Origin of the sequence: Nocardia puris (assembly GCF_003315035.1) — a bacterium.
GTDB lineage: Bacteria > Actinomycetota > Actinomycetes > Mycobacteriales > Mycobacteriaceae > Nocardia > Nocardia puris.
Map to the genome: position 1 here is coordinate 156,742 of NZ_QNRE01000004.1, position 21,150 is coordinate 177,891.

Here is a 21,150-nt window from a genome sequence, read left to right on the forward strand (position 1 = left end):
GCCGATCACCGACATGCGGTGTGTGCCCCGCTCACCGCACGGTCAACGGCGCCTGATCCGCACGATCGATCGTCACGACCCCGCTGCGCAGGTACTCCAGCACCGCCTCGTCCACCGCGGCGTTCCCTCGCCCGAACACCCCGTGATCCCCGCCCTCGACGGTGATCAGCGAGCCGCCGAGCGCCCGCGCCATGGCCGGGCCGCCCTCGTACTGGGTGAGGGCGTCGTGGCGGCTCTGCAAGAGCAGGGGTGGGGTGGTGAGGGCGGTGCCGGTCAGGGCCACCGGTTCGGTGACAGGTTCCCAAGAGCCGCAGCTCATTCCGGAGCGCACGAGGTCGGCGCGGGCGTCCATGGCGTTGCCCCCGGAGACGATGGTGCCGACGGCGGAGCCGATGAGCTCGGGACGCGGCGGCACCGCGTTCTCGTTGCAGGTGATGGCCGCGAAGACGAAGCGCCCGGTCGGGTCGGTGGCGGTGGCGGTCTCGATCGCGAGCAGGCGGCCCACGTTCGCCGGGTCGCCGTTGGTGTCGGCCATGGCCCGCGCGAAGGTGGGCCAGTAGGCGCGGGTGTAGGTGGCGACGGCGGTCGCGGCGACCAGCGGCACCTGCGCCGACGCGCCGCCGGAGAGCAAGGTGCGCACCAGGTTCTGCACCTTGCCCGCCTGCTCGACGGTGCCGTTGACGCCGTCGCGGGCGATCTCGGCCAGCGGTTCGGGCAGTTCGCCGGGCAGGTCGGCGACGCTGGCGGGCGGCGGGGTCAGGTTGGCGTACCAGCCGCCGCCTTGCGCCGAGACCAGCCGCACCCAGTTCTGGTAGACGCGCAACGCCGTGTCGCCGAGACGGTATTCGTCGTCGTGCTCGGCGATCCAGGCGAACAAGTCGTCGAGGCGCTGTTTGCCCGCCGCCTGCTGCTGGGCGAACTCCTCGGTCCACACCCAGCCCGGATGCACGTTGGAGTCCAGCACCATTCGCTCCACCCGCTCGCCGAACAGCGACGCGTACACCGCGCCGAGATAGGTTCCGTAGGAGGTGCCGAGGTAGCCGATCCGGTCGATGCCGAGCGCGGCGCGCACCGCGTCCAGATCGCGCGCGGTCTGCTCGGTGGTGATGGTGTCGAGGTAGCCGGGCTGCGCCGCGTCGCATGCCGCCTTGATCGCGCTGCGCGTGGCGCCCGCCGAAATCTGTTCCGCCCCTTCGGCTCCGGTCACGCACCGCAGCGGCGTCGCCCATCGCAGCCCGCGCGGCTGCACGGCGATCCGGTCGTAGTGCTCGGCGATCGCGGCGGGCATCGTCTCGGCGCGCTGGGCCCAGTAGCCGAGCGCGTCGGCTCCGGGACCACCAGGATTGGCGAACAGCACGCCGTGCCGGGCGCCCTTGGCGGCGATCCGGCTGACGGTGAGGTCGATGCGGGGACCGTCGGGATCGGCGTGGTCCATCGGCACGCTCACCACGGCGCACCGCACGTCGGCGCCCGCGGGCACCGAACCGTCCGGGCAGGAACCGAATACGGGAGCGGCCCTCGCCGACCCGGCGACCATCGTCGCGCCCAGCAGCACCGCCGCCCCCACGGCGGCGACCGCCCGTGAAATCCTGATCATGTTTCGCACCTCCGCCGAGCCACCGCGCGGCACGACCAAGAGCATTCTGCGCAGCCACGCGCCCGGCCGACAAGTCGTACGGCGGTATCCGGCGACCACGCCGGCCCTGTCATCGGGGCCCGGCCCGAGGAATCCGCGGCGGGAGTTCGTCGTCTGGCAGGACGGAAGCCGGGAGTTTCTTCGGCGACGCGACCGGCGTGGATCCGGTCCGCGCGCCGGACGGGACCCCGAGACAGGTCCGAGGGGCTGACCTGGTCCGGACGCCGGGCGGCCCGTCACCAAGGCGCAGGCGGCCGACGCGGTGGAGCGGTGCCGGGAACAGGCCCGGCGTTTCGCGAGCTAGGCGCGGGTTCGACGACCGATCCGTGGCCCGCGAGGGCGAGCCGATGCCGGGTCCACCCTGGCAACGCGGCGCGCACGCCCGGGACACTGCCTCGGTGGATGCGTCGTCACGACAGTGTTCGGAGTAGCGTCGAGCCATGTCGACCGAGGTCCGGGACAACACCGCGCAGCAACGATTCGAGATCTACGTCGACGGCGCCGTCGCCGGGCACACCGAATACCAGGACACCGCCTCCGAACGCGCCTTCGTGCACACCGAGATCGATCCGCGCTACGAGGGCCGCGGGTACGCGAAACAGCTCGTCGCGGCCGCGTTGTCCCGCAGCCGCGACGAGGGTTTCGGCATCCTGCCGCTGTGCCCGATGGTCCGCCACTTCGTGGAGACCCATCCCGAATACATCGCGTCGGTACCGCAGTGGGCGCGTACGAGATTCGGGCTGCCGCAGTGACTCAGTAGGCGGCGACGGCGCCGTCCAGCGCCAGTTGCAGATCGGTGCGCACCAGCCGGGCGATCTCGGCCGGTTTGGCGGGCAGGTCGGTGATGGGCGGGCGGAAGTAGAAGCTGGCAGACACCGCCTCCTCCTTGGTCGGCTCGATCGCCGGGTCGGCGCGCGGGCCGTAGCTCAGGCCCAGGCACACCAGCGCGGGCTGCACGTCGAGCTTCATGGTGCGGAACGCGATGTGCCCGATACCGCTGCCGATGGCCTGCACCTGGGTGGGGTCGACGTCGTTGCAGGTGCCCTCGGGGAAGATCGCCAGGTGGTCGCCGCCGGCGAGTCGTTCGGCGCAGACGTCCATCATCCGCTGCCCCGCCGCGTTCACCGCGCGGATGCCGTGATCCTTGCCGCGGAACACCGGGATGCCGCCCATCATGTCGACCTTGCGGCGCTGCTCGGGTTCGACGAACAGCTCGTCCTTGGCCAGCACCCGGACCTTGCCGATGATCGGGCGCAGCGGGCTGCGCCATGCCGCCGCCGCGACGGTGTAGGGATCGTTCTGCGACAGGTGATTGATGGCGAAGATGGTCGGCGTGCCCGAACGGATCAGCGCCTTCACCTTCTGCTTCGCCTGCTCGGCGTAACTGATCCGCGGGCGGTAGCGGCGTCCCAGAAGGGCATAGGCGGCCAGCGCTTTCAGGCGGTTCTGCCGGTGATTTCGATAGAAGTCGTAGACGGTGTCACAGTTCTCGAGAACGACCTCGGGCGGTTGCATGACCCGAGCCTACGACGCCGGGCCGTGAGCGACGTACATGAGTCCGGCGGTACCACCTTGGCGGACAGCCCGACCCAGACAGTCGGGCCCGCGCGCGCACTTCCGCGCACTTTTCCAGAAATCCAGGCCCCTGGAAACGAGCACTCCGGCCGACAAACTGCGATGATGTCCGAGTGGCACGCCCAGATGACCCGGACGATCGCAAGACTCACGGCGGGCACGGCGACCGCCGCCGCGGGCCCCGGCGCGGCGAGGCAGTCGTGCGCGCGGGCACCTTGTTGCTGGCCGCCACCGATCTGGTCGAGCCGACCTTCCGCCGGACCGTCGTGTACATCATCGAGCACAACGACTCCGGCAGTTTCGGTGTGGTGCTGAACCGTCCCACCGACACCGCCATCCACGACGTGCTGCCGCGGTGGACCGAGATCGCCGCCTCGCCGCGCACCCTGTTCGGCGGCGGACCCGTCAAACGCGACGAGGCCCTGTGCCTCGGCACCCTGCGCGAGGGCGCCACCACCGCGGGCGTGCCCGGTATGCGCCGCGTCGACGGCCGCGTGGTGATGATCGACCTGGACGCCGATCCCGACAAGATCGCCCCGCTGGTCGAGGGCATCCGCGTCTTCGCCGGGTACGCGGGCTGGACCTTCGGCCAGTTGGAAGGCGAACTGGAGAACGACGACTGGATCGTGCTCTCGGCCATGCCCGGCGATCCGATCAGCACCGGCCGCTCGGACCTGTGGGCGCACGTGCTGCGCCGCCAGCCGCTGCCGCTATCGCTGCTCGCCACGCATCCGATTGAACTCGAACGCAACTGACAACGTGTACTCCTCGAGACGACAGGAGTCACACCGCATGAAGCGTACGAACTGATCCGGTGAGCGCATGGCGAAACCACCGGACGACCAGGCCGAATTGATGCGCGCGCTGTACGCCGAGCACGCGCCCGCGCTGTGGCGCTACACGCTCGGGCTGGTCCGCGACCCGGGCCGCGCCGAGGACATCGTGCAGGAAACACTGCTGCGCGCCTGGCAACGCCCGAACGTCCTGGACCAGAGCACCACCTCGGCGCGGGCGTGGCTGTTCACCGTCGCGCGCAACCTCGTCGTCGACGAGCACCGCAGCGCCCGCAACCGCCGGGAGTTCCGCACCGACAGCCCGCCCGAACAGCCGGCCCCCGACCAGGCCGAGCGCGCCCTGGACGGCTGGCTCGTCGCCGACGCGCTGGCCAAGCTCAGCGCCGACCATCGCGAGGTGATCGTGCGCGCCTACTACCGTGGCTTGTCCACGCATCAGATCGCCGAGGAACTCGACATTCCCCCGGGCACCGTGAAATCCCGTATGCACTACGGCATGCGGGCGCTGCGACTGGCTCTACAGGAGATGGGGGTGACCACCCGATGACGGACATCGCCGACGACTACACCACGTGGGACGCCCCGTACGTGCTCGGATCCCTCACCGGAAGCGAACGCCGCGAGTACGAGGAGCACCTCGCCGGCTGCGCGAGCTGCCGGGCGGCGGTGGCCGAATTGGCGGGTATGCCAGGGATGCTCGGCCTGATCGACGCCGACACCGCACTCGACATGATCGCCGACGAGCCGGCGCCGTCGGTGCCACCGGTGCCCGATCTGCTGCCGCGCCTGGCCGCCGCCGAACGCAAGCGCAGGCGGCGCGACCGCTGGTACGCGGTGGGTGGCGCGGTGGTCGCGGCCGCCGCCGCGGTGGCGATCGCGATCCCGGTGGTCTCGTCCGTCACCGACGCGGGCACGCCAGCGACCGAACAGGTGATCGCCGAACGGTCCATGAGCCCGCTGGAGCCCTCGCCGGTCACCGCGAGTTTCAAGCTGCTGGCCGACGGCGACCGCGCCCGCGTGGTCATGACCTGCACCTACGGCGACAGCGACCAGCGCTACACCTGGAAGTACCGGCTCACGGTCACCGGCACCGACGGCAGGCAGCTCGAGCTCGACGAGTGGCCCGCGGGCCCCGGCACCGTGCTGACCGTGGACCGCACCCTCGACATGGCCCCCGACCAGGTGCAGAAGGTCGAGATCAGGTCGGTGGCCACCGACAGGGTGATCCTCACCGGATCGGTCTGACCGGCGGGTGGTCGACGACTGAACCACCCGCCCGGCCGTCTCGTGTATCTGCTGTACGAGCACTCGGGTCTCGAAGGGAGCATCCATGCCGGACCGGGTCGTGGATCATCTGGTGCGCGCGGTTTCCGCGCTGGGCGCGCGACACGTCTTCGGCGTGGACGGCGCGAATATCGAGGACCTGTACGACGCGCTCTTCGATTCCGGCGTGACCGGCGTGGTCGCCAAACACGAGTACTCGGCCGCCACCATGGCCGACGGGTACGCGCGCGTCACCGGCGGGCTCGGTGTGGTGGCCGCGACCTCCGGCGGCGGGGCGATGAATCTCGTTGCGGGGCTGGCGGAGTCGTACGCCTCGCGGGTTCCGGTGCTGGCGCTGGTCGGGCAGCCGCCGACGGCGCTGGAGGGGCGCGGGGCGTTCCAGGATTCCAGCGGGCGCGCGGGCACCATCGACGCCGTCGCGCTGTTCGGTTCGATCAGCGGGTATTGCGCGCGAGTGGAGCGGGCCGCCGAATTGCCCGTCCGTCTCGCCGACGCCGTCGCCGCCGCCCGGCGCGGCGCGCCCGCGGTGCTGCTGTTGCCCAAGGACGTCCAGCAGTCCGCACTCGACGCGCCGCCCTTCCGGCTGCCGCCGCGACCGCATCACCGCGATCACTCGGCGCTGCGCCGGGTGCGGGCGGCGATCGAGGCGGCGCGGCGGACCGGCAAGGTGGTGATCCTGGCCGGCGACCAGGTGGCGCGCGACGACGCCCGCGACGAACTGGCCGGACTCGCGGCCACGCTGGACGCGAGCGTGGGCGTCGCGCCCGACGCGAAGGACGTGTACGACAACACCGATCCCGGATTCCTCGGCGTCGCGGGCACGATGGGCCACCCCGAACTCGTGGCGGCGCTGCGGTCGGCGGCGCTGTGCCTGGTGATCGGGACGCCGCTGCCGGTGACGGCGCGGACCGGGCTGGAGGAGCTGCTGGCGGAGGTGACCGTCGCGAGCGTGGGCGTCGCGCCGCCGCATCTGCCCGCCGTGCACGCCACCAGCACCGACCTGGCCATCACCCTGCGTGAGCTGGCGGCCGAATTCGACGGTCCCGCAGGGGTTTCCCGCCCGGCGCGCACCGCAGCGCCCACACCGCTGAGCGTGCCGGACGGCCCCGGGCTGCGCTACCGCGAGATCGTGGAGACTATCGGCGCCGCATTGCCCGCGGGGACCGATGTTTTCGCCGACGCGGGGAACACCGGCGCGGCGGTGGTGCATCACCTGCGGGTGCCCCGGGGCGGACGATTCGTCGTCGCGCTCGGCATGGGCGGCATGGGGTACGCGTTCGGCGCGGGCATCGGCGCGGCCTTCGCGCGGCCCGAGACGCGCACCGTCGTGATCGCGGGCGACGGTGCGTTCTACATGCACGGCATGGAAATCCACACCGCCGTCGAACATCGGCTGCCGATCACATTCGTGGTGCTGAACAATAACGCGCACGCCATGTGCGTCACGCGCGAACAGCTGTACTACCGGGATCGCTACTCGTTCAACAGGTTCGGCGCCGCGCACCTCGGCGACGGCATCGCCGCCATGTTCCCCGGACTGCCCACGCGCACCGCCCGCACCCGCGCCGAACTCGACGACGCGCTCGGCGCCTGCCTCGCCGCGACGGGACCGTCGTTCGTCTGCGTGGAGTGCGACCCCGACGAGATCCCACCGTTCGCCCCGTTCCTCACCGCCCTGGACGCCACCCCTAGGAGGACCCCGTGACCCGTGCGCTGCCCGCACTGAGCGATATCCCGGAAGACGTGGTGCCCGGCGTGCTGCGGATCGAGAACTCCGACAAGGACGCCACCACGCCGATCATCATGGACATGCTGCGGTCGGTGTATCCGCACGACCAGATCTTCGGCGACTTCTGCCCGGTCCAGGGCTACATCGCCGCCCCGCCGCGCGAAGTGTACGAATACCTGGCCGACACGAGGTCTCTGGAGGAGTGGACCTACAGCCTGCGCGGTTTCACCGAGACCGACGAACCCGGGTTGTGGCTGGCCTACGACCGGCTCGGTGACGCGACGAAGATCTACACCCGCACCGTCGCCCACCCCGGGGCGATGACCGTCGACTACCACTGCGCGTGGGATCAGCCCGATCACCTGTGGATGGTCTATCTGATGCGGGTGGTGGACGCGCAGGTGGTGCTGGACAAGCCGGGATCGGTGGTGCTGTGGACGAATTGCCACCATCCCTTCTACGACGAGAACCCCTACCCGCACACCGCGCCGCCGAAGCGCCCGGTGTGGGTGGGCGATTTCTGGGAGATGTTCTCCGCCGGGCATCAGCTGGAGCTGGACAACCTGCGGGCCATCTGCGAGTACCGGGCCGCGCACGGGCTGCCCGTCAAGCCCGACTGGATGAAGTGAGACCCCATGAGCGAATCCTCCGCCGCCACGGTCAGTTTGGCCGACGTGTCGTCGTACCTGCCCGGTGAGCCGATCGGCACCGAGTACTTCACCCGGTTCGCGCGTTCGGACCGGATGGCGAAGAACGTGATGTTCCGCTCGCCGCGCACCCGCCACCACGTGGATCGCGACGAGACCGCCGTCGACATGGTCGAGCGCGCCGCCACCCCGCTGGCCGAACGCCATGGTGCGCAATTGTTCTCGAAGATCGACGTGCTGCTCACGCACACCCAGCTGCCCGACAATCCGGTCATGGGATGCGGACCCGAGGTGGCGCGGCGGCTGGGCATGCGGCCGCAGATCGCCTACGACCTCCACAACGGCGGCTGCGCGGCCTTCGTGAACATGATGGGGTTGGCGCGAATGATCCTGCGCACCACCGACGCCCGCACGGCGCTCATCGCGGTGGCGCAGAACTGCGCGGGACCGGTGTTCACCCAGACCGAGATCCGCAAACTAGCCCAGGCGCCGGTGCCCGGCGACGGGTGCGGGATCGGGCTGCTCGTCAAGGACGACAGCGCGCCGATCCTGGACGTGGAGTGCCGCACGTACCCCGAGTTCGCGGGCGATATGGACTTCTCCACCAACGGGGACCGCAAGTACTGGGAGCCCGGCGAAGGGCAGGGTTGCGTGAGCTTCACCGAATCGAAGGTGACGAAGGTGTTCGCGCGCGGCAACCGGCTGGTCCCGGAAGTGGCGCACACCGTGTGCGAGCGGATCGGCGTGAAGGGCCGCGACATCGACACCTTCGTCACGAACCAGCCCAATCGCCTGTTCCTGCGCAACTGGCGCGACGCGCTGGAACTGCCCGTCGAACGCCACCCCGACACTTTCGACGCGTGCGGAAACCTCTTCGCCGCAGGCATTCCCGTCACGCTGGACACCGAGAACCGGGCGGGGCGGCTGCGCAACGGGTCGATCGTGCTGATGTCGGCCTTCGCGCACGCGGGCGATTTCGCGGCCGCGGCCGCCGTGCGCTGGGGAGCGGGGCGGTGAACGTTGGTCTGCACGAAGACACGCGGTCGTCGCGGCGTCATACGCGTCCGCGACCGCCCGCGCGATTCGATCTGAGCCTGAGCGAGAATCCCTTCGCGCCTTTGCCTTCCGTGCTGGCGGCGGTGCGCTACGAGTTGGGGCGGGGGAATCGGTATCCGGAGTTCCTGCCCGCGCGGCTGCCGGAGTTGATCGCGCGGCGGGTGGGGGTGGGTGCGGACCAGGTGGTCGTCGGGTCCGGGGCGACCGGGGTGGCGATGCAGATCATCCAGTCGGTGGCGAGCGGTGGCGGCGAGATAGTTACCAGCACACCGACTTTCGACGGGTATCCGATTCTGGCCGAGATGGCGGGGCTGCGGCTGGTGCCCGTCGAGCTGGATGCGGCGGGCGGGCAGGATCTGCGCGGGCTGCTGCGCTCCATCGACAAGAGCACCGCCGTGATGGTGCTGTGCCGTCCGCACAATCCGACCGGCACAGTGCTCACGGCGGGCGAGTTGAAGGGGTTCCTGGGTTCGGCGCCGCAGCGGGTGACCGTGATCCTGGACGAGGCGTACGCCGAATTCCTCGCGCCCGCCGACCGGCTCGACACCCTGGCGCTCCTGCGCAGGCACCCGAATCTGCTGATCCTGCGCACCTTTTCGAAGGCGTACGGGCTGGCCGGGCTGCGCATCGGGTACGCGTTCGGGCGCCGCGAGTTGGTCACGCGGGTGCGCCGCCTCCAACTGCCCTTCGGCGTCCCGACCCACGCCGTCGCCGCGGTCGCCGCGTCCTACGCCGCCGAATCCGAACTCGCCGCCCGCGTGCGCGCCATCACCACCGACCGCGAACACCTCCGCGCCGCCCTGCTGCCCCTCGGCCTCACCATCCCCCGCAGCCACGCCAACTTCCTCTACCTCCCCGGCCCAGGCACCGCCACCACCCTGCGCCGCGCCGGCATCACCGCCAAGTCCTACCCCAACGGCAGCGCCCGCATCACCGTCGGCGACCCCACCGCCTCCCGCGCCGTCCTCGCGGCCCTCACCGGGCGCGGGTGAGGGCCGCGACCGGCCCGATCCGGCCACCTGCCCCGATCCAGCACCGGTCCAGCGACACGCGAATTCAGTTGCTGCCCAACGGCGCGAATCCGGCCTCGCGGTCGTTCAGGGTGAGTGCCGAACGGCTCGTGTCCCGCCAGCGCTGCCACCGGTCAGTTCCCGCCGCCGCCACCACCGCCGCAACCGCCCCCACCGCCGGACATATCGGAACCACCGGAACTCCCGGAGCTCCCGGAACTGTCGGTGCCGAAGTCCAAGGAGGCGATCCGGCGCAGCTGGCGGCTCTGCCACCGCGCGCCGAGCCCGTCGTCAGCGGGGCCCGTCCGCCGGGCATCCCGGCGGGGCCGTCCGCGTCTCGACCACGCGATGGCGCCGAGCACGGCCGCCACGGCGAAGCACGCCGCGCTGAATCCGAACCCCAGCGGCGCGGCCACCATCATTCCCAGGATCGCGAAAGCGATGGCGAATCCGGACATGTGAACCTCCCCGGTCTTCCTCCCGTACTCCAGGGTAAGTACCCAGCGGCACACCCGCACCCACATCGATCGAGGCGGGTGGTTCCATGGGTGGGTGATTCCGCGATTGCGCGCACTACAGCCGAATCCGGCACCCGCGGCGGGGACCGCGAGCCGGGTACTGGTGCGGTTCGGTCTCGGGCGGCGCCAGATCCTGCTGCGGCAGACGGTGATCGAGCCCGGCGGCACCAGCGGTTGGCACTACCACGACGGCACGCTGGTCGTCCTCGTCGCGCGCGGCACCCTGGATCACCCGGGGGCGGATGGCGTTGCGGTGACCTACCGGCGCGGCCGCGTCTTCCGGGAACCGAGCGGCCCCGCGTACCCGCACGTGGCGCGCAATCTCGGGACCACCCCGGTCACCCTCTTCGTCGTCTACCTCACCCCGAAGGGCAGCCCGCTCTCGCGGAGCCTCCCACCCCCGCCGGGCATCGCCTCGGACTGAGCGCCTCGGGCGCCCACCCCAGCGGCGCGAAGATCCGTTCGACGTGAACCCCCATCCGGGCACACCCCGAGCGCTACGCCCCAGCGGCCCGAAGAACCGTTCGGCATAAACGCCCGCCCGGGCACACCCAGAGCGCTACGGCGCATCGTCCCCTATCAGCGGGCCGACGTCGCGCGGTGACCGGGGCACGCAGCGTTCAGCTGCCTCCACCCCCGCCGCAGCCACCTCCGCCACCGCAACCACCGCCGCCTCCCCCGCCGCCGTCACCCCCGTGACCGCCACCGTCGAAGATCCCGCCGAGGAATCCGCCACCGGCCGCGCCGGCACCCCAGCCCGCGCCGCCGCCGCTACCGCTACCGCTACCGCGCAGCGAGCCCCGGCCCGACGAGCGCGGCAGCGCGTTGTCGCGGATCACGCGGATCACGCCGACGACGAGCGAGAATCCGGCGAGCAGAAAGAACGGCCAGGCCGCGTCGAAGCCGAACGTGCTGGTGATGATGGCCCCGACCAGCACGACACCGCGCCGCCCCATTTTCCGGCGGCAGCGGGCCTCAGCTCGCGGGCTGGCAGGCGTCGCGCAGCGAGCACGCCCCGCAGGAGTTGCCGCAGCCGCCGGTGTCGGCGGGGACCAGGCCCGCGATGGCCCGCCCGGCCGCGTTCGCGCCCGCGCCCAGGGTGAACAGGGCGATCACGGCGGCGAATCCGGCGACGACCAGCGCCATCGGCCCACCGGCCGCATACGCGACGAGTCCGGCGGCGAACAGCAGCGCGCCGGCCATCACGGAGGTGGGGGCGGCGATGCGGTTCGCGACGCGGAAGGTCTCTTCGGTGCTGAGGGCCTCGTCGGTGTGGACACCGACGAAACGGTTGCGCGGCAGCTTGCCGGTGAGCCCGAGCACGCCGGTCGCGACGGCCACCGCGGCCAGCGCGAACAGGACGAGAGCGACGACGAACACCCCAGCAGATTAACCTACGACTCCGCGCGTACTACTCGCGGTAGGGGGTGGCCCCGATTTTCGGCCCCTGACGTCGGGCGTTCTACCCTGTAGGAGCAATCCCAGGCGACCGAGAAGCGACACAAAAGCGAAGGCAGGACCGTGGAGGACACCCGAGCCACCGACAGCGACGTACCCCAGCACCGGTACAACGCCGCTCTCGCGGGCCAGATCGAGGCCCGCTGGCAGCGGAACTGGGCGGAGCGGGGCACGTTCGAGGCCCCGAACCCGGTCGGCCCGCTCGCCGGTGCGACTCCCGCGGACAAGCTGTTCGTGCAGGACATGTTCCCGTACCCGTCGGGCGCGGGCCTGCATGTCGGCCATCCGCTCGGCTACATCGCCACCGACGTCTTCGCCCGCTACCACCGCATGCACGGCCGCAACGTGCTGCACGCGCTGGGCTACGACGCCTTCGGCCTGCCCGCCGAGCAGTACGCGGTGCAGACGGGCGCGCATCCGCGCGACACCACCGAGGCCAATATCGCCACCATGCAGCGTCAGCTGGACCGCCTCGGCCTGGGGCACGACCGGCGCCGCTCGTTCGCGACCACCGATCCCGAGTACTACAAGTGGACGCAGTGGATCTTCCTGCGCATCTACAACGCCTGGTACGACCTGGAGCTCAACCGCGCCCGGCCGATCGCGGAGCTGGAGGCGCAGTTCGCCTCGGGTGCGCGGGCGGTGCCCGACGGCAAGACCTGGGCGGAGCTGTCCACCGCCGAGCGGCGCGCGCTGATCGACTCGTATCGCCTTGTGTACCAGACGGATTCGGTGGTCAACTGGTGTCCCGGACTGGGCACGGTGCTGTCGAACGAGGAGGTCACCGCCGACGGGCGCTCCGAGCGCGGCAATTTCCCGGTGTTCCGTAAGCGCCTGTGGCAGTGGATGATGCGCATCACCGCCTACGCCGACCGCCTGGTCGACGACCTGGAGCTGCTGGACTGGCCCGACAACGTGAAGGCCATGCAGCGCAACTGGATCGGGCGTTCGCGCGGCGCGCAGGTGAAGTTCGACTCGCCCGCCGGACAGATCGAGGTGTTCACCACCCGCCCCGACACCCTGTTCGGCGCGACGTACGTGGTGCTGGCCCCCGAACACGAGCTGGTCGACGCGCTCGCTGCCGCGGCGTGGCCCGAGGGCACCAACCCCCGCTGGACCCACGAGGGCGCGGCCTCCCCGGCCGACGCGGTCGCCGCCTACCGCAAGGAGATCGCGGCCAAGTCGGATCTGGAGCGCCAGGAGAACAAGGAGAAGACCGGCGTCTTCCTGGGCGCCTACGCCACCAATCCGGTGAACGGCGAACAGATTCCGGTCTTCATCGCCGACTACGTGCTCAGCGGATACGGCACCGGAGCCATCATGGCGGTGCCCGGCCACGACCAGCGCGACTGGGAGTTCGCCACCGCGTTCGGCCTGCCCATCCGCGAGGTCATCGCCGGCGGTGATCTGAGCCAGGGCGCGCATTCCGGCGACGGCGAACTGGTGAATTCGGACTACCTGAACGGACTTCCGGTCGAGGAGGCCAAGGCCACCGTGATCGGCAGGCTGGAGGCCGACGAGTACGGCACCGGCACCATCCAGTACAAGCTGCGCGACTGGCTGTTCGCCCGTCAGCGGTACTGGGGCGAACCGTTCCCCATCGTCTACGACGAGGACGGCGCACCGCACGCGCTGCCGGAATCCATGCTGCCCGTGCAGCTTCCGGAGCTGGACGATTTCGCGCCGGTCACCTTCGACCCCGACGACGCCGACTCCGAGCCCTCCCCGCCGCTGGCCAAGGCCACCGACTGGGTGCACGTGGAACTGGATCTGGGCGACGGCCCCAAGACCTACCGCCGCGACACCAACGTCATGCCGAACTGGGCGGGCAGCTCCTGGTACCAGCTGCGCTACACCGACCCGACCAACGCCGACGAATTCTGCGCCAAGGAGAACGAGTCGTACTGGGTGGGCCCGCGCACGGACGAGCACGGCCCGAACGATCCGGGCGGCGTGGACCTCTACGTCGGCGGCGTGGAGCACGCGGTGCTGCACCTGCTGTACGCGCGGTTCTGGCAGAAGGTGCTCTACGACCTGGGCGATGTGAGCGGCAGCGAGCCCTACCGACGCCTGTTCAATCAGGGCTACATCCAGGCCCACGCCTACACCGACGAGCGCGGCGCGTACGTGCCCGCCGCCGAGGTCGTCGAGCGCGACGGCAAGTTCTTCTGGACCGACGCCGCCGGCGCCGAGATCGAGGTGTTCCAGGAGTACGGCAAGCTGGGCAAATCGCTGAAGAACGCGATCTCGCCCGACGAGATGTACGAGCAGTACGGCGCGGACACGTTCCGGTTCTACGAGATGTCGATGGGCCCGCTGGACCTCTCGCGCCCGTGGTCCACCAAGGACGTCGTCGGCGCGCACCGCTTCCTGCAACGCGTGTGGCGACTGGTCGTGGACGAGGAGACCGGCGCGGTCCGCGTCATCGAGGACGCGCCGTCACCGGAGACGCTGCGCCTGCTGCACCGCACCATCGCCGGTGTGGACGAGGATCTGGCCGCGCTGCGCGACAACACCGCGGGCGCGAAGCTGATCGAGCTGACCAACCACCTCACCAAGACCTACCCCGACGGCGCGCCGCGCACCGCGGTGGAGCCGCTGGTGCTGATGCTGGCCCCGCTCTCCCCGCACATCGCCGAGGAGCTGTGGGAACGGTTGGGGCACACCACCTCCCTGGCGCACGGCCCCTTCCCCGTCGCCGATCCCGCACTGCTGGTGGAGGATTCGGTCGAGTACCCGGTCCAGGTGAACGGGAAGGTCCGCAGCCGCATCCAGGTGCCCGCCGACGCCGACAACGCCGCCATCGAGGCGGCCGCACTGGCCGACGAGAAGATCGTGGCCCTGCTGAACGGCGCGGCCCCGCGCAAGCTCATCGTGGTGCCGGGGCGGTTGGTCAATATCGTCGCCTGAGTCGAGGCCGGGGCGGTGCTCCTTCGATGCGAGTGAGTACCGCCCGGCGCTAGACGGGCGGCAGCAGGACGTCGTTCAACGTCACCATCGACAGGTTGCGCTCCCGGATGATGTCCACCAGCTGCCCGTAGCACCGCGTGACGGCGGGCGCGTTCGCGTGCCCGATGATGATCGTCTGCGGGTTGAAATACTTTCGCGCGCACTCGATCAGGAATTCTTCGGTGATCACCCCGGAGTCCGAGAGGGACCCGAACCACATGGTGGGCACGGTGTAGCCGAGGTCGGCGGCGACACGGTCGACGATCGCGTTGTGCCTGCCGAACGGCGGCCGGTAGTAGGGCGTGCCGTCGACGCCGAAGTTATTGCGCAGGAACGTCTTCGCACGTTCCAGCTGGGACGCGGCCGTCGAGGCGGAAATGGCCGTCAGGTCGGCGTGGTCCCAGGTGTGGTTGCCGAGCTGGATCTGTCCCGATTCCACCAAGGGCCGCAACTCGTCCCGGTGCTCGGTCCAGGACGGGTAATGGGCGGTGACGAAGAACGTGAACCGCGCGCCGGTGTCCTTCGCGAACTTGATGTAGGCGCCGACCACTTCGGGGCTCGCGCCGTCGTCGACGGTGAGCGCGAGACTCGAACCGGGGCCGGGCAGCCCGGTGATCGTGGCGGCCGGGATCGGGGTCTTCGGACCGCCGGGCGGCGGTGGCAGCAACGGCTGCGCGGGCGGCGGCGGGATTGCGGCTTCTCCCGCGCCACCGGCGACCGATTCCCCTTGGGCCGCGGTGCAACCCGTGAGGGCCGCGGCGGTCCCCGCGGCCACGAGGGCGAGCAATTGTCGTCTGTCCACAGCGGCCCCGCACTCGCTCGAACTCACCGCCCACCGGTCGGCGGGCGGCCCAGATCCCCGAACCGGTAGGGATCATAGAGCATCCAGCTACCGACCGGCGTACACCGCGCCGCCCTCGGGCGCGATTGGTCCGGGTCTGCGAATGCCCAGTTCCGACGCCCGCTATCGGGCGATGGGCCGCAGCACGATCTCGGTGGGGTGCGCGTCGCGCGGAGTCTCGACGGCGTTGCGCACCGCCGCGGCAACCGTTTCGGCGGTGAGAAATTCCTCGGGCCGGTACGGCCGCCCCTCGCCCGCGACGATCTCGCGCTGCATATCGGTGTCGATGCGGCCCGGGTGCACCGAGGTCACCCGCAGCAGCGGCTCCTCCAGGCGCAGCGCGTCACCGAAGGCGCGCAGGCCGAACTTGCTGGCGGCGTAGGACGCCCAGCCCGCGTTGGCGCGCAGACCCGCGCCGGAGTTGATCAGCACCACGTGCCCGCGCGCGGCCCGCAGCGCGGGCAGCAGCAGCCGGGTCAGCTCGGCGACGGCGATCAGGTTGGCCTCCAACGTATTCCGCCACTGCGCCACCGACGACTCCGCGACCGTGCCGAGGTCGGCGACGCCCGCGTTGTGCACCAGCACGTCGAGGTGGTCGATCTCCGAGACGGCCGCGGTCACCGCCGGATAGTCGGTGAGCGGCACGGCGAAGGGCCGGGCGTCGGGCAGTTCGGCGCGGATGGCGTGCAGCGAGGCGGGGGTGCGCGCGCCGAGCAGCAGATCGTGGGTCGGGGCGAGTTCCCTGGCGATCGCCGCGCCGAGGCCGCGGCTGGCGCCGGTGATCAGAGCGGTCGGTTTCCGGGCGGTGGTCATACACAAAACGTAATAGGTCCGGCCAATACGTACCGAGGGGCGTAAAAACGCGTAGCGCCCGGACGATCGGTAGCGATGCACGCATACGTCGTCGGTCACCAAACTCCACGGACGGGGCATGCCAGAGTGAGAACTGCCGAACACCATCCGGTCGCGCGCCGGGCCGAGCCGGACTCCGCTGAACGCGCGTACCTGCGCGTGGCGTCGCAGAATAGGGGGATGACGAACCCGGGTTTCACCCCCACCCAGCTCGCGGCCCGCGCCGCCTACCTGCTGCGGGGCAACGACCTGGGCAGCATGACCAGCGCCGCGCCGCGCCTGTACCCGCACATGTGGAGCTGGGACGCGGCGTTCGTCGCGGTCGGGCTGGCGCCGCTGAGCGTGGAGCGCGCGGTCGTGGAGCTGGACACGCTGCTGTCGGCGCAGTGGAAGAACGGGATGATCCCGCACATCGTCTTCGCCAACGGCGTCGACGGCTACTTCCCCGGTCCGGCGCGCTGGGAGTGTCGCAAGCTGGCCGCGAACGCGCCCGACGGGCCGGACACCTCCGGCATCACCCAGCCGCCCGTGCACGCCATCGCCGTGCAACGCATCCTCGACCACTCCCGCCGCCACGGCCGCAGCACCCGGGCCACCGCCGAGGAGTTCCTCAACCGGCGCTGGCCCGATCTGGTGCGCTGGCACCGCTGGCTGGCGCACGCGCGTGACCCCAAGGAGAGCGGGCGGATCACGCTGTACCACGGGTGGGAATCCGGCATGGACAACTCGCCGCGCTGGGACCGCGCCTACGCCAACGTCGTGCCCGGCGAGCTGCCGCCGTACCGGCGCGAGGATGTGCTGGTGGTGTCGGACCCCACGCAGCGGCCCACCGACCGCGAGTACGACCGCTACCTGTGGCTGGTCGAGCAGATGCGCCGCGCCGGCTACGACGACTACCAGCTGACCTCCACCATGAGCTTCGCGGTGGAGGACGTGTTCGTCACCGCGATCTTCGCGCTGGCCTGCGAGGTGCTGGCCAATATCGGCGAGGAGTACAAGCAGCCGCACGCCGACGTGCGCGATCTCTACGCCTGGGCCGACCGGTTCCGCGCCGGTGTGGTCGCCACCACCGACGCGCGCACCGGCGCGGCCCGCGATTTCGACGTGCGGTTGCAGCGCTGGATCACCACCGAGACCTTGGCCGTGTTCGCACCGCTGATCTGCGGCGGACTGCCCCGCGAGACCGAGCGCAGCCTGCTGCGCCTGTTCGAGGGCCCGCGCTACTGCGGCCACCCCGACCTGCGCTACGCGCTGCCGCCCTCCACCTCCCCCGTCGCCAAGGACTTCCGCCCGCGCGAATACTGGCGCGGCCCGGTCTGGCCGGTCATGAGCTGGCTGTTCTCCTGGGTGTTCGCCCGCCGCGGCTGGGCCGAACGCTCCTTCATGCTCCGCGCCGAAGGCCTGCGCCAAGCCAGCGACGGCAGCTTCGCCGAATACTACGAACCCTTCACCGGCGAACCCCTCGGCAGCATGCAACAGTCCTGGACCGCCGCCTCGGTGCTGGATTGGCTGGGGTGAGCGCAAGCGCGCCCTCTCCCCCGCGTCGTGGCCCAGCACAGTGAACTGTCGGCGAAAGACCCACTTGTCACTCTGGTCACAGGAGCCGGGGGTGGCTAGTCTCGGGCGGCATGGATAACACTCGGTGGAGAGCGGTTCGCGGTGTTGCGGGGTCCGTGCTCGTGGCGGGCGGCATCCTGGGGGTGGGCGCCCCGGTGGTGGGGGCGCAGCCGACCGGGCCCGATGTGTCGTCGTGGCAGCACGTCGACGGGCGGATGATCGACTGGGTCGCGGTGAAGCGGTCCGGGCACGACTTCGCGATGGTCAAGGCCACGGAGGGGCTGAACTACATCAATCCTTACTTCGTGCCCGACAGCGTGCTGATGCGGGCGGCCGGGGTGGCGCGCGGGACGTACCACTACGCGCAGCCGAGCCTGCCGCCGGAACCGCAGGCCGCGCTGTACGCGACGGTGGTGCTCGGGCAGAACGGACCGCTGGACATGCCGCCCGTGCTCGACCTGGAGCATTCCGGCGGACTGTCCCCCGCGCAGTTGATCGACTGGACGCACCGCTACCTGAACACCGTGCAGGCGCTCACCGGCCGGACGCCGATCATCTACACCTACCCCAACTTCTGGAAGACCGCGATGGCGAACACCAACGCGTTCACCCGCTACCCCCTGTGGATCGCCGACTACCGCGGCAACGCCCAACCGGAGGTGCCCGGCGGCTGGCCCACCTGGACGTTCTGGCAGCAGACCGACTCCGGCCGCATCCCCGGCATCAACGGCCCCACCGACGTGAACGTATACAGCGGAGCCCAAGGCGATTTCACGCGTTTCGCGAACATGGGCGGGTTGACGGGCAGCGGGTAGCAAGGTCGCCCGGCGTTCGCATAGCCCCGAAATATGCTGGGCGCTAACGATGTTCGCCCGCGTAGACGGCGATGAGCACCACTTTCGACCCTGTTCTGCGCCCCGGTGGGCCCGGGCGATGACCCGGCCGGTACGCGTCCTCGTCGCCGACGACGAACCGCTGGTCCGCGTCGGCATCGTCGGCCTTCTCGACACCGAGGAACGGCCGGCCGCGCTCGGATCGGGCTACGCTCGCCGGCTCACCAGGGTCCGGCAGAGCCGGCCCTCCGTGGAGAGGCCGGCTCTGTCCTGAAATCGGTTGGCGGGCCCTGCCTTACACGCCGATGCGCCCGTTGCCCGACTTCCACACCACCGCCACCGACGGGCGGGGCTGCGAGGAGCCGCCGTCAGGCCAGTGCGAGATCGGATTCTCCGCCGAGGCGTCGTCGGACTCGCCCGGGTGCTGCACACAGACCAGCACCCGCGACTCGGTGATGACCGGCCCGCAGGTCTCCGCGCCGCGCGGCACGGTGAGGAACTGCTTGGTCTCGCCGCGGTTCTCGCCCTCCAGCACCACCGAGAACAGCCCGTCGTTGGACTTCAAGGCGTTGCCGTCGGTGGAGATCCACAGGTTGCCGTACTGGTCGAAGGCCAGGTTGTCGGGGCAGGAGATCGGGCTCACCTTCGACTTGTCGAACCCGCCGAAGTAGGTGTCCGCGGCGTTCGGATCGCCGCAGACCAGCAGCAGCGACCAGGTGAACGTCGTACCGGTGTGGTCGTCGTCGATCTCGAGGACCTGCCCGTTCTTGTTCAGGTTGCGCGGGTTCGCCTCGTCGGCCGCGGGCTTGCCCTCGGCGCCGCGGTTGCTGTTGTTGGTCAGCGCGACGTAGACCTTGCCCGTGATCGGATTGGGCTCGAAGTCCTCGGGGCGGTCCATCTTGGTCGCACCCACCTTGTCGGCCGCCAGCCGGGTGAACACCGCGACCTCCTCGGCGGTGAAACCCTCCACCAGCGACCTGCCCTTTCCGTCGGAGCCGGTCTCCAGCAACGGAATCCACTCCCCGGTACCGGTGAACCCTTGATCGGAAGGCAGGGTGCCGCTGCCGTCGATCCGGTCCGGGTGGTCCCCGGTGAGCTTGGCGACGTACAGCGTGCCCTCGGCCAGGATCTTCATGTTCTCGCGCCTGCTCGACGCACCGGTGCCGGGCTGCACCTTGCGGGAGGAGACGAACTTGTACATGTAGTCGAACCGCTCGTCGTCACCGGAGTAGGCGACGACGTCTCCGCCGTCGGTGACGTAGACGGTTCCCGCCTCGTGCTTGAACCGCCCGAGCGCGGTGTGTTTCACCGGCGTCGACTGCGGGTCCCACGGATCGACCTCGACGATGTACCCGAAGCGGTTGACCTCATTGGGCTCCTGCGTGATGTCGAAGCGCTTGTCGGCACGCTCCCAGAAGTACGGCGTGGCCCCCTCGACCAAGCCGTAGCGCTTCAGGCGCGCCGCGGCGTCGGGGTCGGTGATCCGATCACCGTGGGAGAAGTACTGATTGAAGTTCTCCTCGCCGGAAAGAATGGTTCCCCAAGGGGTGACTCCGCCGGCGCAGTTGTTGAGCGTGCCGAGCACCTTGGTGCCGGTGGGGTCGGCGGAGGTCTTCAGCAGATCGCTGCCCGCGGCGGGACCGGTCACGGCGAACTCGGTGGACGGCGTGATGCGGCGGCTGTACTGACCGAAGACCGGGGTCAGCTTGCCCGATCCGGACTCGCCCCTCACCTCGATCACGGTGAGTCCGTGCGCGGCCAGGGTGATGCCGATCTGCTCGTCGGTAGGGTTGCTCTCGTCGTACCCGCGGAACATGTGCGGCGCGGTGGTGTACTCGTGGTTGACCACGAGCAGGAAGCTGTTGGCCTGGCCCTCGATGGGCAGCAGCGCGGCGAAATCGTTGTTGTACCCGAACTGCCTGGCCTGCGCGGCGGCGGTCTGGTTGTCGAAGTCGAAGGCGGGCGCGTCCTCGAAAAGCGGGTCGCCCCAGCGGATCACGACGGACTGTTCGTAACCCTCCGGTACGACCAAGGCGTCGTCGGTGTTCGGCGCGACCGGGGTGAACCCGGTGCCCACGCCCGGCGACCCGGCGGCGTCGGTATCGGCGGCGCCGGAGGCTCCGTCGTCACCGCAGGCCGCGAGCGCCGAGGCGGCGCCGACCGCGAGCACCGCCGCCGCGCCGCCCTTGATGAGGCCGCGCCGGTTCAGCGAGCTGACGATATCGCCGAAGTAGGCACCGGCGGAATCGTTCGGCGGCTCGTGGAAGCACGCGTTACCGCATTTGTACTCGCAGGTCACGGCGGCGCGATTGGAGCGGCCGTCGTGCTGCACGAAGAGGGCGAGTGGCTTGAGACTCACGATCACTCCTGACTCGAGCTGACGGCCGCACGGTAAACGGCGCAGACAATTC

General features: G+C 70.4%; 21 protein-coding genes. 13 read left to right on the forward strand and 8 right to left on the reverse strand.

Annotated elements, in window-relative coordinates; translation table 11 throughout:
• Window positions 1–31 precede the first annotated feature (31 nt).
• On the reverse strand, window positions 32–1,597 hold the full coding sequence (locus tag DFR74_RS13800) for an alpha/beta hydrolase (protein ID WP_067503429.1): 1,566 nt from the start codon (window positions 1,595–1,597) through the stop codon (window positions 32–34).
• Window positions 1,598–2,076: 479 nt separating this feature from the next.
• On the opposite strand from DFR74_RS13800, the gene DFR74_RS13805 reads away from it, so the two are divergent.
• Window positions 2,077–2,388, forward strand: coding sequence for a GNAT family N-acetyltransferase (locus DFR74_RS13805; protein WP_067503262.1), 312 nt, complete (start codon window positions 2,077–2,079; stop codon window positions 2,386–2,388).
• A gap of 1 nt (window position 2,389) precedes the next feature.
• On the opposite strand, the gene DFR74_RS13810 is transcribed toward DFR74_RS13805, so the two are convergent.
• Entirely contained in the window at window positions 2,390–3,151 is a 762-nt protein-coding gene (locus DFR74_RS13810) for a lysophospholipid acyltransferase family protein (protein WP_067503259.1), read from the reverse strand.
• Window positions 3,152–3,324: 173 nt separating this feature from the next.
• On the opposite strand from DFR74_RS13810, the gene DFR74_RS13815 reads away from it, so the two are divergent.
• From DFR74_RS13815 to DFR74_RS13845, 7 genes are all read left to right on the forward strand, one after another.
• Window positions 3,325–3,966: a YqgE/AlgH family protein gene (locus DFR74_RS13815; protein ID WP_084537301.1), complete on the forward strand. Its 642-nt coding sequence runs from the start codon at window positions 3,325–3,327 to the stop codon at window positions 3,964–3,966.
• Window positions 3,967–4,033: 67 nt separating this feature from the next.
• Entirely contained in the window at window positions 4,034–4,552 is a 519-nt protein-coding gene (locus DFR74_RS13820) for a sigma-70 family RNA polymerase sigma factor (protein ID WP_067503253.1), read from the forward strand.
• Window positions 4,549–5,250 carry an anti-sigma factor family protein gene (locus DFR74_RS13825; protein WP_067503249.1) on the forward strand — a complete coding sequence of 234 codons (702 nt, stop codon included), beginning with the start codon at window positions 4,549–4,551 and terminating at the stop codon, window positions 5,248–5,250. Before DFR74_RS13820 ends, DFR74_RS13825 begins: the two co-directional genes overlap by 4 nt.
• Before the next feature lie 85 nt (window positions 5,251–5,335).
• The gene (locus tag DFR74_RS13830; protein WP_067503246.1) at window positions 5,336–6,994 is read left to right on the forward strand and encodes a thiamine pyrophosphate-binding protein; all 1,659 of its coding nucleotides are present in this window, start codon (window positions 5,336–5,338) and stop codon (window positions 6,992–6,994) included.
• Window positions 6,991–7,647: a hypothetical protein gene (locus DFR74_RS13835; RefSeq protein WP_067503242.1), complete on the forward strand. Its 657-nt coding sequence runs from the start codon at window positions 6,991–6,993 to the stop codon at window positions 7,645–7,647. The genes DFR74_RS13830 and DFR74_RS13835 overlap by 4 nt, the downstream gene beginning before the upstream one ends.
• 6 nt (window positions 7,648–7,653) lie before the next feature.
• Complete coding sequence (locus DFR74_RS13840) at window positions 7,654–8,682, forward strand: 3-oxoacyl-ACP synthase III family protein (RefSeq protein WP_067503239.1); 1,029 nt, start codon at window positions 7,654–7,656, stop codon at window positions 8,680–8,682.
• Window positions 8,679–9,713 carry an aminotransferase class I/II-fold pyridoxal phosphate-dependent enzyme gene (locus tag DFR74_RS13845; RefSeq protein ID WP_067503237.1) on the forward strand — a complete coding sequence of 345 codons (1,035 nt, stop codon included), beginning with the start codon at window positions 8,679–8,681 and terminating at the stop codon, window positions 9,711–9,713. The genes DFR74_RS13840 and DFR74_RS13845 overlap by 4 nt, the downstream gene beginning before the upstream one ends.
• Before the next feature lie 152 nt (window positions 9,714–9,865).
• Here the strand turns inward: DFR74_RS13845 and DFR74_RS13850 are convergent, their stop codons facing one another.
• Complete coding sequence (locus tag DFR74_RS13850; protein ID WP_195125062.1) at window positions 9,866–10,189, reverse strand: hypothetical protein; 324 nt, start codon at window positions 10,187–10,189, stop codon at window positions 9,866–9,868.
• 94 nt (window positions 10,190–10,283) lie between these two features.
• Here DFR74_RS13850 and DFR74_RS13855 point away from each other — a divergent pair, with 94 nt between their 5' ends.
• Window positions 10,284–10,673, forward strand: coding sequence for a cupin domain-containing protein (locus tag DFR74_RS13855; protein ID WP_067503233.1), 390 nt, complete (start codon window positions 10,284–10,286; stop codon window positions 10,671–10,673).
• Between the two features lie 196 nt (window positions 10,674–10,869).
• Here the strand turns inward: DFR74_RS13855 and DFR74_RS36655 are convergent, their stop codons facing one another.
• Together DFR74_RS36655 and DFR74_RS13865 are read right to left on the reverse strand one after the other, a co-directional pair.
• Complete coding sequence (locus DFR74_RS36655) at window positions 10,870–11,187, reverse strand: hypothetical protein (protein WP_198161663.1); 318 nt, start codon at window positions 11,185–11,187, stop codon at window positions 10,870–10,872.
• Between the two features lie 37 nt (window positions 11,188–11,224).
• Window positions 11,225–11,629 (reverse strand): SdpI family protein, encoded by a 405-nt coding sequence (locus DFR74_RS13865; RefSeq protein ID WP_067503226.1) that lies wholly within the window; start codon window positions 11,627–11,629, stop codon window positions 11,225–11,227.
• A gap of 141 nt (window positions 11,630–11,770) precedes the next feature.
• On the opposite strand from DFR74_RS13865, the gene leuS reads away from it, so the two are divergent.
• Window positions 11,771–14,617: a leucine--tRNA ligase gene (gene leuS, locus DFR74_RS13870; RefSeq protein ID WP_067503221.1), complete on the forward strand. Its 2,847-nt coding sequence runs from the start codon at window positions 11,771–11,773 to the stop codon at window positions 14,615–14,617.
• Window positions 14,618–14,666: 49 nt separating this feature from the next.
• Here leuS and DFR74_RS13875 read toward each other — a convergent pair whose 3' ends face one another.
• Entirely contained in the window at window positions 14,667–15,458 is a 792-nt protein-coding gene (locus tag DFR74_RS13875) for a polysaccharide deacetylase family protein (RefSeq protein WP_232331619.1), read from the reverse strand.
• Window positions 15,459–15,620: 162 nt separating this feature from the next.
• Entirely contained in the window at window positions 15,621–16,310 is a 690-nt protein-coding gene (locus DFR74_RS13880) for an SDR family oxidoreductase (protein WP_067503213.1), read from the reverse strand.
• Between the two features lie 219 nt (window positions 16,311–16,529).
• Here DFR74_RS13880 and ggh point away from each other — a divergent pair, with 219 nt between their 5' ends.
• The 3 genes from ggh (at window position 16,530) to DFR74_RS35955 (ending at window position 19,013) form a co-directional block, all read left to right on the forward strand.
• A complete protein-coding gene (gene ggh / locus DFR74_RS13885) occupies window positions 16,530–17,867 on the forward strand; it encodes a glucosylglycerate hydrolase (protein ID WP_067503208.1) in 1,338 nt (445 codons plus the stop codon).
• A gap of 110 nt (window positions 17,868–17,977) precedes the next feature.
• The gene (locus tag DFR74_RS13890; protein WP_084537299.1) at window positions 17,978–18,721 is read left to right on the forward strand and encodes a glycoside hydrolase family 25 protein; all 744 of its coding nucleotides are present in this window, start codon (window positions 17,978–17,980) and stop codon (window positions 18,719–18,721) included.
• Between the two features lie 118 nt (window positions 18,722–18,839).
• Window positions 18,840–19,013, forward strand: a complete 174-nt coding sequence (locus tag DFR74_RS35955) for a hypothetical protein (protein WP_157115789.1) — start codon at window positions 18,840–18,842, stop codon at window positions 19,011–19,013.
• Between the two features lie 21 nt (window positions 19,014–19,034).
• Here DFR74_RS35955 and DFR74_RS13895 read toward each other — a convergent pair whose 3' ends face one another.
• Complete coding sequence (locus DFR74_RS13895; protein WP_067503423.1) at window positions 19,035–21,098, reverse strand: PhoX family protein; 2,064 nt, start codon at window positions 21,096–21,098, stop codon at window positions 19,035–19,037.
• Window positions 21,099–21,150 lie beyond the last annotated feature (52 nt).